The sequence below is a fragment of the Ruegeria sp. ANG-R genome, assembly GCF_000813985.1.
GTDB lineage: Bacteria > Pseudomonadota > Alphaproteobacteria > Rhodobacterales > Rhodobacteraceae > Ruegeria.
Genome location: NZ_JWLJ01000010.1, coordinates 1 through 14,344, shown reverse-complemented (window position 1 = coordinate 14,344; position 14,344 = coordinate 1). Strand labels below are relative to the sequence as shown.

The 14,344-nt window shown below is 54.5% G+C and carries 16 protein-coding genes and 2 pseudogenes; 8 read left to right on the top strand and 10 right to left on the bottom strand.

Features of this window, described 5'->3' with window-relative positions:
* Positions 1-416: 416 nt before the first annotated feature.
* Positions 417-872 (top strand): hypothetical protein, encoded by a 456-nt coding sequence (locus tag RA27_RS24120; RefSeq protein ID WP_152610746.1) that lies wholly within the window; start codon positions 417-419, stop codon positions 870-872.
* On the opposite strand, the pseudogene RA27_RS23790 reads toward RA27_RS24120, so the two are convergent.
* From RA27_RS23790 to RA27_RS18290, 4 genes and pseudogenes are all read right to left on the bottom strand, one after another.
* Positions 864-1,650: pseudogene (locus tag RA27_RS23790) on the bottom strand (IS5 family transposase). The gene RA27_RS24120 and the pseudogene RA27_RS23790 sit on opposite strands and share 9 nt — an antisense overlap.
* A gap of 328 nt (positions 1,651-1,978) precedes the next feature.
* On the bottom strand, positions 1,979-2,299 hold the full coding sequence (locus RA27_RS18300; RefSeq protein WP_039542493.1) for a type II toxin-antitoxin system RelE/ParE family toxin: 321 nt from the start codon (positions 2,297-2,299) through the stop codon (positions 1,979-1,981).
* Complete coding sequence (locus tag RA27_RS18295; RefSeq protein ID WP_039542516.1) at positions 2,296-2,538, bottom strand: type II toxin-antitoxin system ParD family antitoxin; 243 nt, start codon at positions 2,536-2,538, stop codon at positions 2,296-2,298. Before RA27_RS18295 ends, RA27_RS18300 begins: the two co-directional genes overlap by 4 nt.
* A 744-nt stretch (positions 2,539-3,282) precedes the next feature.
* Positions 3,283-3,576, bottom strand: a complete 294-nt coding sequence (locus RA27_RS18290) for an ATPase, T2SS/T4P/T4SS family (protein WP_206540006.1) — start codon at positions 3,574-3,576, stop codon at positions 3,283-3,285.
* 541 nt (positions 3,577-4,117) lie between these two features.
* Between RA27_RS18290 and RA27_RS24115 the strand changes: the two genes are divergently transcribed.
* Positions 4,118-4,456, top strand: a complete 339-nt coding sequence (locus RA27_RS24115) for a hypothetical protein (RefSeq protein WP_152610745.1) — start codon at positions 4,118-4,120, stop codon at positions 4,454-4,456.
* A 105-nt stretch (positions 4,457-4,561) separates the two neighbouring features.
* The gene (locus RA27_RS18275; protein WP_052265377.1) at positions 4,562-5,395 is read left to right on the top strand and encodes an SOS response-associated peptidase family protein; all 834 of its coding nucleotides are present in this window, start codon (positions 4,562-4,564) and stop codon (positions 5,393-5,395) included.
* 248 nt (positions 5,396-5,643) lie between these two features.
* Here the strand turns inward: RA27_RS18275 and RA27_RS18270 are convergent, their stop codons facing one another.
* From RA27_RS18270 to RA27_RS18260, 3 genes are all read right to left on the bottom strand, one after another.
* Positions 5,644-6,405 (bottom strand): CPBP family intramembrane glutamic endopeptidase, encoded by a 762-nt coding sequence (locus tag RA27_RS18270; protein ID WP_039542471.1) that lies wholly within the window; start codon positions 6,403-6,405, stop codon positions 5,644-5,646.
* Positions 6,406-7,129: 724 nt separating this feature from the next.
* The gene (locus RA27_RS18265) at positions 7,130-7,327 is read right to left on the bottom strand and encodes a hypothetical protein (RefSeq protein ID WP_039542469.1); all 198 of its coding nucleotides are present in this window, start codon (positions 7,325-7,327) and stop codon (positions 7,130-7,132) included.
* A 107-nt stretch (positions 7,328-7,434) separates the two neighbouring features.
* Entirely contained in the window at positions 7,435-8,139 is a 705-nt protein-coding gene (locus tag RA27_RS18260) for a DUF2493 domain-containing protein (RefSeq protein WP_241484110.1), read from the bottom strand.
* 219 nt (positions 8,140-8,358) lie between these two features.
* Between RA27_RS18260 and RA27_RS18255 the strand changes: the two genes are divergently transcribed.
* From RA27_RS18255 to RA27_RS18250, 3 genes are all read left to right on the top strand, one after another.
* On the top strand, positions 8,359-8,628 hold the full coding sequence (locus tag RA27_RS18255; protein ID WP_039542466.1) for a hypothetical protein: 270 nt from the start codon (positions 8,359-8,361) through the stop codon (positions 8,626-8,628).
* Positions 8,625-8,762 carry a hypothetical protein gene (locus RA27_RS24455; RefSeq protein WP_193746546.1) on the top strand — a complete coding sequence of 46 codons (138 nt, stop codon included), beginning with the start codon at positions 8,625-8,627 and terminating at the stop codon, positions 8,760-8,762. The genes RA27_RS18255 and RA27_RS24455 overlap by 4 nt, the downstream gene beginning before the upstream one ends.
* Positions 8,763-9,200: 438 nt before the next feature.
* The gene (locus tag RA27_RS18250; RefSeq protein WP_039542464.1) at positions 9,201-9,455 is read left to right on the top strand and encodes a hypothetical protein; all 255 of its coding nucleotides are present in this window, start codon (positions 9,201-9,203) and stop codon (positions 9,453-9,455) included.
* A gap of 1 nt (position 9,456) precedes the next feature.
* On the opposite strand, the gene RA27_RS18245 is transcribed toward RA27_RS18250, so the two are convergent.
* The 3 genes from RA27_RS18245 to RA27_RS18235 form a co-directional block, all read right to left on the bottom strand.
* Positions 9,457-9,750, bottom strand: coding sequence for a hypothetical protein (locus RA27_RS18245; protein WP_039542461.1), 294 nt, complete (start codon positions 9,748-9,750; stop codon positions 9,457-9,459).
* Positions 9,751-9,812: 62 nt separating this feature from the next.
* Positions 9,813-10,142 carry a DUF736 family protein gene (locus RA27_RS18240; RefSeq protein ID WP_052265376.1) on the bottom strand — a complete coding sequence of 110 codons (330 nt, stop codon included), beginning with the start codon at positions 10,140-10,142 and terminating at the stop codon, positions 9,813-9,815.
* A gap of 1,063 nt (positions 10,143-11,205) precedes the next feature.
* On the bottom strand, positions 11,206-11,802 hold the full coding sequence (locus RA27_RS18235; RefSeq protein ID WP_039542458.1) for a hypothetical protein: 597 nt from the start codon (positions 11,800-11,802) through the stop codon (positions 11,206-11,208).
* Between the two features lie 1,027 nt (positions 11,803-12,829).
* On the opposite strand from RA27_RS18235, the gene RA27_RS18225 reads away from it, so the two are divergent.
* Together RA27_RS18225 and RA27_RS23785 are read left to right on the top strand one after the other, a co-directional pair.
* Positions 12,830-13,495, top strand: a complete 666-nt coding sequence (locus RA27_RS18225; protein WP_039542507.1) for an IS6 family transposase — start codon at positions 12,830-12,832, stop codon at positions 13,493-13,495.
* A gap of 47 nt (positions 13,496-13,542) precedes the next feature.
* Positions 13,543-14,301, top strand: a pseudogene (locus RA27_RS23785) (IS5 family transposase).
* The last annotated feature ends 43 nt before the right edge of the window (positions 14,302-14,344 follow it).

Here is a 14,344-nt window from a genome sequence, read left to right as displayed (position 1 = left end):
AAACGCTCATCTGGTCTAAGCAGATTTTTGGTGAAGCAGCCGTTCATTTATTGCCCGGCGGATTCAATGAGAGAGCCCAGATCTACGGAATGCTGCGCACGCCCGGAAAGTCGGCTTTATGATCGTGACACAATCAACTTATTGGTTTGGGAGACTTTCCTAAAGATACCAGTTACAGCGAAGCCAAAACCGTTGTGGCCGAAAAGTTTATTAGGTTCCCCAATGTTCAATTTATTTAAGAAATCTGTCTGGCCACAAAACTTCCAAAACCCACCTTGGGGCGAAAGGAAGTCTATTTTTGATCATATAGCCGCGCACATTAAACCGGGGCGTACTCAGGGCCTTTCAGAGGAAGGCTACAGGCTTTCGGATGAGCCAGAGGCTGATCCCAACTCGATCTCGTTCGCCCCGGTGCGATGGACGGAGTACTCCGTCATCATGGTTCTGATAGGTCAGATGACGAGATCATCCGAAACCTTCATTCGACTCTGGTTTCTGCATGTCAAAGCGCGTCTGATCACCATGTTCAGACACTGTACAAACTGATTCTCGACAGTTCAGCACTTGGCGTTATCGATCCTTTGATTGAGCTCATTCTTGAAGAGCAAGTTCTGGACGCGGAGCGACTGCGCGAGATCGCCTTTTGGTTTACAACAAAGGCCCCAGACCGAGAACCCGTGAAGTTTTCAATGGCTTTGCTTGGTCTGTTGCGGGGCAGTGATGACTCAGACGTTTTCTTGACTCTGGGCAGACACGACGAATTCACCCTTTACTCAGCAGTTCCACTCTCGAACAGCGACGTGTACGGCGAAGAAGTTCTTTGGAAACTGGCCATCACTGCCGAAGATTGGGGACGCATTAGGTCATGTTGACAAATGCCTCAGCCATAGGCGGATCGATGTGATGTCGATGAATCCGAGGTATCTTTCTGCGGTCTTGTCGTATCGAGTTGCGACACGGCGGGCATTCTTGAGCTTGTTGAAGCAGCGTTCGACCAAGTTACGCAAACGATAGAGCGACCGGTCCACGGCGGTGCGCTTCTTGCGGGATTTCCGCATTGGGATCACGGGCAACACGTCGCGCGCATCCATGGTTGCCCGGATGTGGTCAGCGTCATACCCACGATCTGCAAGCAATACGCTCGGCTTGGGCAAATTCTCCGCCATGACGAGGTCGAACCCGAGATAGTCAGATGTTTGGCCCGGCGTGATTTCCGTCCTCATGGGCAGCCCGGCGGCGTTGACAAGAAGGTGGATCTTGGTCGTGAAACCACCACGAGAACGGCCAAAACCTTGTCGCGGTGTCCCCCTTTAGCACCCGCTGCCTGATGGTGGGCGCGGATCACCGTGCTGTCGATCATTTGAGGGGCGTCTGGCACGGCCCCACTCTGGTTCAAAACCTCCATGATCTCCTCCCACAGCCCGGCCAGCGTCCAACGCCGGAACTGGCGGTAGACACTGGACCACTTGCCGAACTCATCTGGAAGATCACGCCATGGAGCACCCGTTCGGGCGATCCAGAAAATGCCATCTAGAACAAGGCGGTGGTTGGTCGGTTTGCGTCCATTCGGGGCGCGGACCGCCAAGATGAAACGTTCAAAAACGCCCATTCTTCGTCTGACATAAGGTCTCGTGCCAAGCTGGTCTCCATTGCAGATACCAGCTTGAATCATGCTCAAAGCCCGATGTGAATCCCTTTTGTCAACACGGCCTAGTCGGTTTGTCCGCACAAATCTTGCGGCCTCCGCTATCCCGGTTTTTTTGTTTGACTCCCTGTTCGAGAGGGCTCTTCAATCGCAATTACTTTTCTCGTCGTAGGGTGTAAACATAGCTCGAAACCCGATGTTACATCAAACGGTAAAAGATATTAGCCGCCGTGCAGTAATTTGGAAAGTTGGACTCTTCATAATGATTCATTGCCCCGTTGAGGTTGTGTTGGCCTCAATGACATGGGAAGCGCGTTTCTTGAATATCCCAGTTCATTGACTGTCCAAATCCTCATAATAAACCAAGGCGGGCATATTACGACGCTGATGAACGATACGCAGGATAACGGCCGCGCCACCGGCGGCATCGAGTGGTTTGAAAAAGATGGTATGCTTTTCATAGTTCACAGACCTCATCCCGGCCACAAATAAGCGCCTGTCACGCCCAATCCCCGGGTCTTCAGATATCCGCTCAAAAGCAACTACGAGGCCGCGGTAATATCTCAGCCATTGCGAGCGCCCCCATGTTTCAATGGTGTACTGGCGGATTTCATCTAGGTCGGATTGCGCCAGGTCAGAAAGGAGTATGCTCATTGATTGAACGCGTCTGGCTCATAGGCTTTCGGGTCAAACTCGGCAAACAGGCCGCTTTCCGCCTGCTCGACGGCGTGTTCGAGATCGGCTTTCAAGTTATAGAATTGCCTCGCGCCTTCTTTCTCCATCAGCAGTCGGATTCCCGCTCGGACAACTTCACTGAGGTTGGCATAAGCCCCGGACTTGATCTGATTTTGAACATAGTCCTGCATCGGTTGTGTAAGATGTACGTTCGGCATAGAGCCCTCCTTTAGCATGTCGAATAATATCAGATACTGACAGGCACATTCAAGGGCTTGCGATGTGATCGCCATAACTCAATTGAAATACAGCGCCATATTGCAAGCGTCGGAGGCCTAAGCTACGCTGTTCTTATCACGCAGAAAATCTTTGATACTATTTACGCTCTTCTCCTCAGCGGAACGGTTTCGTGGACAGGCGCGATAATGATTGATGAGCTTGCAATACGCGGTCATCTGGACGGGCCAACCGCAATTGGGGTCCTCCTGGGCGCGGTTGTTGCGGGAGTGTCGATGTAGCGCGCACGGACCCGGTTTGATTAAATACCTCACTTCAAAGCATCTTCAGAGAAAAGTGATTGGCCGGGCATCAATGTTATGGCTGGATCGACTTGCTGCAATGCCAATCATATTCAGCGTGGAACGCTCACTTTGTACCAGCGGCGTTGAACGTGATATTTCACCAAAAACCAGACAGCTGCCAATGGAAGCAACGTTAGAATACAGATTCCAACAAGACTGGCGAGAAATTCCGAATATGGTAGCATAACGCTCCTAACCGCTATTCCTACCTGGGTGATGACGCCCACCGTTATCAGCAACAGGAATAGATTGAGTACCAATCTGCTCAAGGGCGGACGACGTAATTCTGCTCCACAGGCTGAACAGGTCTGGTAGCCCTCATTGATGCCATTCCCACAAAATCCACAAACTGTTGCCATGCACTATACCTCTTTCTTTACATTATGGTTTTCTGAGCACCCTGACTGCGACGGGCCTCCTGTGATCTCCAGTTTTCCGAAACTGCACGATCACGTCAATCATTGTGCGGCAGTATTCGACAATCTCGGAATAGGTGAGCCCGGTGTTCGCCTGCATGACCATAAAGGCCAGGCGCGACAGAGCAGCTTCGGGTGAGGACGTGTGCACAGTGGTGATCCCGCCGGGATGGCCCGAATTGATCGCGGACAGAAAGTCATAAGCTTCCGCACCGCGCAGCTCTCCCATCATGATCCGGTCCGGCCGGATGGGCGTCACCCGCAGCGCCGAAACGACTTGGTGCGGCCGACCATTTGACCACGTTGAAAACTGGCTCGAAGGAGACAGGTTTCAGCGCATGTGGTCAAAGGGAGATCGTGCCTGGTTGGTTCGGGAAGGCAGCCTGCGCAGCGGGCTGGCGCGTAGCACACGGTCCGGGAACTGGACGCGCCGCGGCCAGGTTCCGGATTTGCCCAGCTACACCCGATCATTGGTATTCACATGGGGATCAACCAGCACGAGAACGAGATTGGCCTTGAGAGAAGAAAGCGCCCGCCGCAACAAAACCGGGGTCTGAGAGGCAGATCCCGGAGTCTCAATGGGAAGTGCAATGAACAAATTTTCTGCGGCGGACCTTGAGTGAGCAGTTCCGAAGGCTGGCTTCGGACGTGCTGTATTTGGAGTAAGATCCACGATGACCAGCATCAAGCCGGGATTGGCGGTTCAACGCAGTTGTGACCACCTGTGAGCGTTTGTTGGCTGGCTAGGTGAAAGGGGCGGCAGTGCCGCCCCTTTCTGTGTCAGGTCTGCGGTGACGGTTTTGTCAGTCCCCCAACATGACGGTGCGCCATGTTTGTATCACGCGGCCCGGCCGTCTGACCGCAACCTTCCCGAAATGCTCAGCGCTTGGGTGCCAGAGTCTGACGGACACGTATCCGCGCCCGTGTTGATGGCACCCGAAGGGCGGGATGTGAACAGGCCAATCCGGCGCGACAATGCCCAGCAGATCCGACGCGATGTAGGAGATCCGCTTGCGGCACAGGTTGCACCGCAAGGTTATGAGCTGGTTATCGCGAGCGGCATCCCTGAGCGTGCGAAACGGTTTGCCGGGATGGGCTCGAACGGGTGGATTGGCTGCTGGTATGATGAGAACATATAGGGAACACAGACAGGCTTGTCCAAATCGAATTGTCGGCCTAGCGTGGTTCGATGTGCAATTTGTACTCGAATACGACCACTCAAGAGGCCATGCGCCAACTGTTTGATGTGGCGCCATCGCGGGACCATCTTGGGAAGATGTCGGCGCAGCCGGCGATATTCCCAAGATGGTGATGCCGCGATCGTCACCGCCGATGAGACCGGTTCGCGGAGCCTGCAATATGCCCGCTGGGGTTGGAAGAAAGTCAGGTTCCGGGGCAAAAAGCACGAGACGTGGCTGACCAATGTACGGAATCTGGATGGCTGGCCCTGGCAACATGTGATCTCGGAGCGATCGCAAAGGTGCCTTGTACCGGCGTCGTCGTTTTCGGAGTATCATCCGAGTGAGACGATACCGGGTGCGCGCGGCACACCGATCAAGGCGGCGAGCTGGTTTCGCCTGCAGGGCGAAGCCGCTCGGCCGCCATTTGCATTTGCTGGAATGATGCGACGCTGGGGCTGGGAACAGGACGGGTTGCGCAAGAAAGCGGATGAGGCGTTGCGGGATGCGGGACATCAGGTGACGGCCATGGCGTTTCTGACGACAGAGCCGAACAGTATAGTCGCACCGATCCACCCGAAAGCCATGCCGGTCGTTCTTCACACCGAGGAACAATTCGAGACCTGGCTGATCGGCACGGCAGAGGACGCGGCTTCCCTTCAAAAGCCCCTGCCGAATGAACTTCTGGAGCTGGCATTTACGGGCGGGAAACAGGACCCGCGACGAACCGTCGATAGAACAGGGGTCGAGTCCGGCTCAGTGCAGGATAGGGCGGTAAGGAGTTTTCTGCGACAGTGCGTCGTCAAGTGTCTCAATATCTCTAAAATAATGCCAGAAACACCCAATGAGACATTGAAGGAGACCCGACGGGCGAACCGTCTCAGCTTATACACTCATTGAGACACGATCACCAAAGCGGGGTCATTTGCATACCGGGGCGAAATGACACTGCAAGCCTCTTTCTTGTGAGCAGCCGTTCATAGATCACGCCACGAAAGAGGAAAAAGAGCCCTTAGAGACCGATGCTGCGCAATGCGCGCAAGTCCGTTTTCGATAGGCGCGACGGGTTCGGAAAACGTCATGGCGTACCGCCAATAAACGGATGTAGTATGTTCGCTACACAGTATAACCCGGTAGCTCTTTAAAGTTTACTCGCGCCGCGTTTCTCGTATCAGCAGAACCATCAGGATCACCGTTAGAACAAGCTCCATGGGTATAGCTGTGATCACTTGATACGCCTGAACGGGGTTCGTGGTCATCACGGTTGTACTGGATAGACTGAGATCCCAAAGCGCGTGATAAATCATCAGCGGAACGATACAATTGATCCGCAGCATCAGCAGCCCAAATAACAATCCAAACAGCATTGCGGTGGCTGCTTGCCCCAAGGCCCCCCCCAACGGCAACAGCCCTGCGAATGCATTGGAGCTGTGAGCCAGCCCAAACAGAACACCACTGACCAGAACCGCCACCAGCTTGCCCCGCGTTTCCAGGAACGAATGCAGGATCATCCCGCGAAACAGGATTTCTTCGGAATAGCCCACACAGATCGTCAACACCGCAAGCGTGGCCAGAGTCATCCACTGCCCTTGTGTGAGCGCGGCACCCGACGCCTGCACAATCAACGAAACCCAAACCGCCCCAAGAATCAGGATGACGGGAAGCATCCACCCCATCTGCCGCCAATTCAGTTTGCGAAACCCAACCTCGGCCCATGTGAAGTAGCGACGCATAAATACAGTGATCACGACGGCGGCCACGGGATAAACCCACCAGATTCTAAGAAGCGTCTGGGTCATATCCGCGCCCGGATGCCGCTGAGTGTCGATATGCGCAGCCCCAATGACCAACACCAGATAAAGCGCTGCGGTCAGGAGAGCGGCGATTTGCTTTTTCGTGAATATTGACATCGCTTAGGTCCTTGGAGTTGCGAGTTAACGGAGTGTCGACAGAACGCCCGCATTTCGACCGTCGGCTACGCGAGTTAATAAAGCCAGGTACGCGGGACAAAGCGCCTTTTCAAGATCGCTTGATGAGTGTCCGCTCTGTCCCGCGACTTTCCAGTTCGGGCTTGGCGCGGGGAAAGGTCGATTTCAAACCAACCTATTTGAAAAACTCCTTACCGCCCTATCCTGCACTGAGCCTGAATCGACCCCGAACACGCCTCTTCTACGGGAAACCCTCAATACAGTTTATTCTCAAGCTGTGAGATGGTGTTGGTAACACTACTATCACCGACACAGCAAACTCCCCGACGGGCCAGCCTCCCCTTTCCTTGGCTGGCCCTCATTTTTTGTGCTGCCCTCACGGCTCGCGTCGGTCGCGCGTTATCCAGTGTGGGGGATTTCGACTTCAGGAGAAGATCATACCGGCGCTTTAGCCGGGATGAGCGTAATCGTTCCCGCACCGCAGCAGATCACAAAGGAAGCACCCCAAAATGCGGACGACTGATCTGTGGGTAACGCGCGGCCGGGCGGCACTGCCGCCTCTGCGCGAAGCGCCCCGTCCTGTTGGCAGCGCGGGGCATTTTGCCCCGCGCTGCCAGAGGACTACCTTTACCGATTGCCAAATTGCAAGGGATTGGGCCACAAAAAAAACCGCACAAAACGGGGTTAGTTTCCGAGGAAAATCAGGTTATGCGCCGAAAAACAGCTTTGCCATTGCAACACCGGCGGTCAGCAGCACACCGGCAAAACCTGTGCCAACCGCGATAGGATACCAACGCGCTTCGGCATTGATTTTAGCTGACTCTGCAATCAACTTTGCGATTTCGGCCCGCATCTTGTCATCTGCCAGTGTTTGTTCTGCTGCGGTCATGCTTGTGTCGCTCATGGGTGTGTTCTCCTGTATGAATATAGTGGTTTGGTGAGTGCTTTACCAGATTCGGTTTCATTTACCCGCCCCGGCGGATGGTCGGGACGGATATTCTTTGTTCTGGATCAAGTTTTGGTCTTTTTCTTCGGATCGGTGAGGCGCATGGCCTTGATCCCTTTCTTTTCGGCCTTGTCGGCAAGGTTCAGGGCGATGCCCGTTGTTCCGAATATCACCACGCCGCCAAGGGGTTTTGGCGTGTCCAGCATCTGATCAATGGACTTGAAGCCTGCGGCTTTACCAAATGCGCGCCAGTTTGGAACAAAGGTGACTTGCGGCACCTTGCGACTGCGCGCCCACGCGGCGGCGATGGCGTCCACGCCTTTCTTGTCGCCCTTGTGGTACAGGATCAGTTCGGATGCAAAGTTCTCGCGGAACCGAACCCTGATCTTGTCGAGCATTTGCCAGATATATTCATGATCGGACCAATCCCGATCACCGGCCAGCGCAAGCGGTGTTCCCTCAATTACAAACTGTTCTGCCTGCTGGCGCTCATGTGCTTCCAGCCATTGGCGCGCCTCAAACACGGCTCCGGATTCGTAGGCAAGGCGTGACTTGCGCCCGCCAGAGGCGGGCAGGAAAGCCGCGCCAGTCTGAAGCTCGTAACATTGGGCGGCGGTTTCCGCCATAATGTCGAGAGCGTCCAGCAAATCACGGGCCTTGTCAGCCTTTGCTTGCGTGTCCTCAATCTGCATCGTGACGACCTCGGACCCGTCCTCCGCCCGGATCAGACCGCGCAGCGTGTCTGAATGGGCGGACAGTTCCTTATCCACCGCTTGTCTGCGACGAAACAGAAGTGATGCCAACCCATGTGCAATGGGTTCGAGTTCACGATGCAACCCGGTGTTGACCATGCGCAAGAACAGGGCTTCAAAAGTTCGCGGATGATCTTATCGCGCAATTCGTCGTCATTCGGAATGGGCAAGTCGTCGGCGGTTTCGGTCAGGCCGAACAGTTCAATCTGGTCATATGCGGTTGTCTATGTGTCATACATGGGTTTTGGCTCCCTACCCTATCGACCCGCCCTATTGCGGGGGTGTGCTGACGGGCGGGCTGAGGGCAGACAGCGGGACAAGGATGCCGCAGGCACCGGCTTTCCGGGCGCAAAAGTTTTGCAGCGGGCCGCAGGCGAGATGATCGGACAACACGAAACAGCGGGTGTGTGCGCAGGGAAGCGACGCCGTGCCTGCAAGGCCTTTGGGGTCAAGGGCCGCGCGGCACGCGCGGTGCGCTTCACCCTTGACGCCAAAGAGCGTCAGTGACCGAAGCGGACACCCGGGCCACTCATGGCATGATCGAGATCCGCGTCTGCAAAAGTTTTGTGATCCTTGGCCCGATGGCTGACCTCTGCCAGAACGGCAGCTCACCCCCTCAATTCCGCATTTCCATCATCTAAAAAATGAGTGCATTTAAACGCGTTCGAGCGCAGCGAGAAGCAGCGTTTCAATGTGCAATATCTGATGGATGTGCGTTTGAAAGTGAAGGCGCTACATCAATACTGGGTGGATATCGACAGGATGAATGATCGCGGTGCGACCTGGCGCCCGGTTCTCGGCCCCCTGTGCTGCGGGAGCAGCGCAGGGGTAAACAGCCGAGGCAATTTTTCTTCAGGTCGGAACAGATCCTGAATGTGCGAGCTCCGGTGACGGTCTCATCGAGCCATGGCCGCATTGCGGCCGCCTGCGCGGCGGCGCCGGTCCTGTTGGATGCCGGCCGGCACGGTCGGCGGACAACAGGACAATTATCTCCCGCCGGAAAATGTGATCGTAGACCGGTTGCCGCTTACCGGGGTCGACATATATGAGGCGCCGTTCCTGGTGATCGGGTGAATGGTATGGAAATGGAAAAGGCATTGAACTCGCTTCTGGCATTGGCGTTGGCTGGCGTGCTTTGCTATGCGGGGTATTTCATCGCAATCAACCAGCCGTTGGGTGCCATGCGGGGCATCGATAGCATCGCCTTTCACGGTCAGCTTTGGGTCATCGACAAAATTGGCTTTACCGCGACAGGCCTGTTGTTGATCATTTGTGGGTCTGCCGCCGGACTATACGGCATCTGGCGCATGGTGAATCCATCCGGCGACAGCTAGATCAAGCTGCTATTTGCTGAAGGCCAACCCAATCACGGATCTGGGCGCGAGGTTCGTAAACGTCCTGCAAATCATAGGTGTTGCCAAAATTGCGCTCATAGGCATCCAGAAACACCTTGGCATCCCGATCTTCTTCCAGTGCCAGCGTCCCATCGTCTCCGACATAGCTGTAATGACTGAAGGCACCTACATTCAGTCCGACAGTACCAACCCATTGCGGTGCAACAATGAGCCAGGCGTGGCCCGGGTCGGAGACGACTGTGAAGTTGACCTTGGGGTGTAACGAGTTGGCCATGTGGATTCTCCTTTGTTGGGTGGATGCGCCAGCGCACCATCCGACGCGCTGGCTGCGCAGGCTCACGCCGCAGCCGGCAGCAGCGGGATGATGCGGAACTCACCGTCTGCGGTTTCTTCGTCCTTCACCGCGTTGGCCCGCACGACGCCCTGCTGCAGGTTCAGTGCAAGCGAGAAGTAGTCATTGCCGGCCTTGCTGGTTGCCTCCCATGCCGACCCGATACGGATCGCACGGTTCTTGGGGGTGCGCGCCTCGATGATGTAATCGGGGTGGCTGTCTTTGCGCTTGTGCTCATTTGGCAGCATGGTGAAAGGGAAATCAAAGCTCATCGAGGCGATTTCACCTGCGAATGCGTTGTCTGCGTCCATCTTTGTCAGTTTGCCGTCCAGCATTGTCGTATCTCCAGTTTGGATGTTGATGTGTGGCCATTTGGCCGAGGGTTCTCATCCCCCTGTTCAGGGACATAAAAACCAGAAGCATTCTTTCTCTTTTCCCCTTCCGGCCGCGAAACGGTCAGGAGGGATCGCCGAGCTCGACGCAATCGGAATCCATCTTTCCGGCATAGCGGCGTCGTTTGTCAGTCTTGATCATGCGGATACCGGCATCATGGGCTGAGGTTATGTCTGCTGCCTCAACCTCCACACAGCAGCTGTGATGGTTGCCCGATGTCGTCAGATAATGCGCTGTAACCAGAAACCTCCAACCGGAATGAGTTCTGTTCTACCGGGCAGGGCCCGAAAAGCGCGGAAGGTCAAATTTACCGGCGACCTACAACTCACCTATCGTCAAAACCAGGTAGCCAGTTTTTGGAGGCGTCTAAACTTGCCATTCCCTCTATACGTGATCAGTTGCTTGTGAGCTAGCGTCCAGCGGCGGGAGGAAAACAACCAATTTTTCCCCGTTACTACTCCGTGTCACTGTGATTTCTCGTCGAATGTCGGAGGAAACAGATGCAAAAGGACATCTGATTAAATGCTGAGACGCAGGACTCATAAAGGCAGATCCAACGATCCGGCCGAAAAGCAGAATTAGTAAGGCGCGAGTTGACCGCTTTTCGTCTTACTCTGATAGCTTCGCTGCTAGTTGCCTTAGAGGCGGCAACATGTCCAGGTCTACCTGCAAAAGTCATGTTTTTAACGACAATCGCTTGCGTGACATCAATCTTCTTGAGCAAAATCTCCGATCATACGCAACATAACTGGCTTCAGATAATAGCTTGGTTTATTCTGCTCTGTGCATCATTACCGGGTTTTTGGATTCTGCTATATAATATAGGATGGGCTTACTATTGAGTTCAATTCCTCAATTGCATCCTGTTTAATGAGATCGTTGCCTGAAGGCATTGTCTGGTCCCTTGCTCGTTCACGCAAAGACAAACGGCCCACTCTTCCTTCGACGAGAGGGCCGCTAAGATGTCAGATTTGCTTTGAGGACTGTGAATCTGCCGTTCTAAAACTAGCTCCAGCTATCCTCGAAAGTCCTGAACCGGGGGTGCACGGGTGCGTCCCGATCAAACATGACGTAGTCCGTATCCAGATCCTCCAGTATGATCCTGAGCGGATCAGGACAGAACTCGCTGGTCTTATACCCGCGCCAGACAAATAGGCCTGTCGACCCGCTGAAGCCGGATTCCCATTCTTCGCCGGCGATGAGATTGGCAACGGCCTGCAGGTCTTTAGGACGCAAATGCACCGTCGACAGTTCAGTGAATTCCCGAACACCGGTTGCCCGTCGCTCAACCTGCAGCTTCCAGTCCCTGTTTACGACCGGGAAGTTTGCCGCGCGGTCTTCGATAAGATTCAATTCTGTGACACCAATGTCCACCTGGGCTCGAAAGCCAGAAATGGCTTCATCCAGACTAACAGGTTCCTGCAAGGAGGCGACGCAGTTTTCGACGCGCCTACCGGAGGGGAGATGAGAGATCGCATAGCCGCCTTTGATGGCATGTGCGACAAGTGCGTAAGCCTGTCCTTCCTGATAAATCAGAAACAGGTGGCCGTCTGTCGGTTCAGCTTGGCCGCCCATCGTTGAACGGTTGAATGTGATTTCCATCGGGTGCTCCTTTGAACTCGATCCATTGACCTGAATCGCAATTCCTGAAGCTCTCTTTTTCTTTGGGAACGCTTTCAGGAGACGTATCACGCGGCGCAGGCAAGCTGTGACTGCCCCGCTGTAAAAGACCAGAGACGAATAGAACAAAATCAACCCGAACTTGCTCCTCTCTGCATTGCGGCTATACAGCAATCATGAAATGGATCGCCCTCATTTTTGGAATTGTACTAATCATTGCAGCCTGGCTGATTGTTCAGGTTGGTAAAGGTGTACTATTCACCCACAGCGGCTTCGAAGAGTGGGATGACACGTTTTTGGCAGCGTATAGCGACTGTTGCCTCATGACCGATTTGCGAACTGCAGCACCGTTGGGTTTACTTGGCCTAGCCATGCTTAGCTTCGCAGCATGGAAGTTCGTGCGAAGCTAAGCGTTATCGATGCAACCACTTACCAGAAGAAGCAAAGGCAGCTATGTGATAGCCCGCGCCATCGAAGACCTTGTTTCAGAGGACCGACAGCTTGGATTTCTTAGTAAATATAGCCGCAGTCTTGGTTATACCTATGGTATCGTTTTCCTTTTCGCGCTTCGTTGCTCGCGACGAATACGCGGATTTGCGAGCCAGCGGGCAAAAACTCAATCTGAACATACACAACCTTCGCTCCGCATATCGGCGCAAACACGATGATCCTTTACGCGATTCGCACCTACAGCTGGCAAAGATAGGTTTGCTCACTGGATCGCTATTCCTGTGGGGTTCTCCACGGTCTTGGCTATTGGAGTGATGTTGGAACTGCTTCAGAGAAGTGCGCTGTAAACAGACTAGAACTGGCTTGGAGCCGCTGAAGCAGTCTTGCGAATGACCGGATTGGTGTCGAGTGCCGCGCCTACCAAGGAATGCTGCGTCAGCAGCAGCGAAGGTTCACTTTGTCCCGCGTTTCATCGCTACATACGGGTTCTGTCGCAAATTATGTAGTTCTGTTTTTGCGTGAGGAGAGATATGGGTTGCACAAAAAGCAGGCAGGCAAAATGGCGGTCGATTTCAAAGGGGTACATCACCCCAAAAGCGTGATCCTTTACCCGGTGTACTTCTATGTCAAATACGCGGTTTCTTACCGAGACCTGGAGGAGATCATGGCCGAGCGGGGCGTAGACGTCGACCATGCGACACTGAACAGGTGGGTGGTGAAGTTTTCAACAGGCATCGCGGCCGAGGCACAAAAGAGAAAGAGTCTGACAGCCAGCTCGTGGCGCATGGATGAAACATATGTCCAGGTCGCCTACCTTTACCGGGCCGTTGATCGGGTTGGCAGAACCCTTGATTTCATGCGGTCTGCAAAGCGAGACAAGGCTGCCGCACACCGTTTCTTCAAACGTGCGGTCGCAAAAAACGGCGTGCCTGACCGCGTTGCTATCGACAAGAGCGGAGCAAATCTGGCGGGGCTTCAGGCAGTGAATGTGATCCGCAAATTCACCGGCAACGGGCGGTTGATCCGGATCATGCAGAGCAAATATCTGAACAATATGGTCGAACAGGACCACCGTTTCATCAAGCGGATCACGCGCCCAACGCTTGGCTTCAAGGCATTCCACTCAGCAACTGCGACGCTGGCTGGTATCGAAACCGCGCACATGATCCGTAAAGGACAGATCATCGCTCCTAGGAACACTGGTTTTAGGGTCAGGACCCATTGATTTCCGCTTGGCTACGTGATTCACGGTTCGAAAATCGAGCGGTAACCATGTCTGATCTTTTCTGGCTGACGGATGCGCAGATGGCGCGTCTTGAGCCTTTCTTCCCCAAGTCCCACGGCAAACCACGCGTTGATGATCGACGTGTGTTGAGCGGCATTATCTTCATTAATCGCAATGGGTTGAGATGGCGCGATGCTCCTTCGGCGTATGGCCCACACAAGACGCTCTATAACCGTTGGAAGCGGTGGAGCGACAAGAGCATCTTCGCCCGGATGATGGCCGGTCTGGCTGCCGAACACGGCGAAGAGAAGACTGTGATGATCGATGCCACCTACCTGAAGGCCCACCGTACCGCGACCAGTTTGGGCGTCAAAAAAGGGGGCGTGGACGCCTGATCGGTCGCACCAAGGGCGGCATGAACACCAAGTTGCATGCCATCTGCGACAGCCGGGGACGCCCGCTCAACCTGTTCATCACCGCCGGATCAGGTCAGCGATTACATTGGTGCGCGGGCACTGCTGAGCGGCCTGCCGGATGTCGATTGGCTGCTCGGGGATCGTGGCTATGACGCCGATTGGTTCCGGGAAGCGTTGAAAGACAAAGAGATACGCGCCTGCATCCCTGGCCCGAAACAGCGGAAGAAACCGGCTAAGTACGACAAGCGTCGTTACAAACGGCGCAACCGGATCGAGATCATGTTCGGCAGGTTGAAGGATTGGCGGCGTGTAGCTACCCGCTACGACAGGTGCCCGAAGGTCTTCCTGTCAGCAATCGCCCTCGCAGCACTCGTTATCAATTGGCTATGAGTCCTGACCCTAGGCTGCTGGAATGGATCGTGCAGCCTTACCC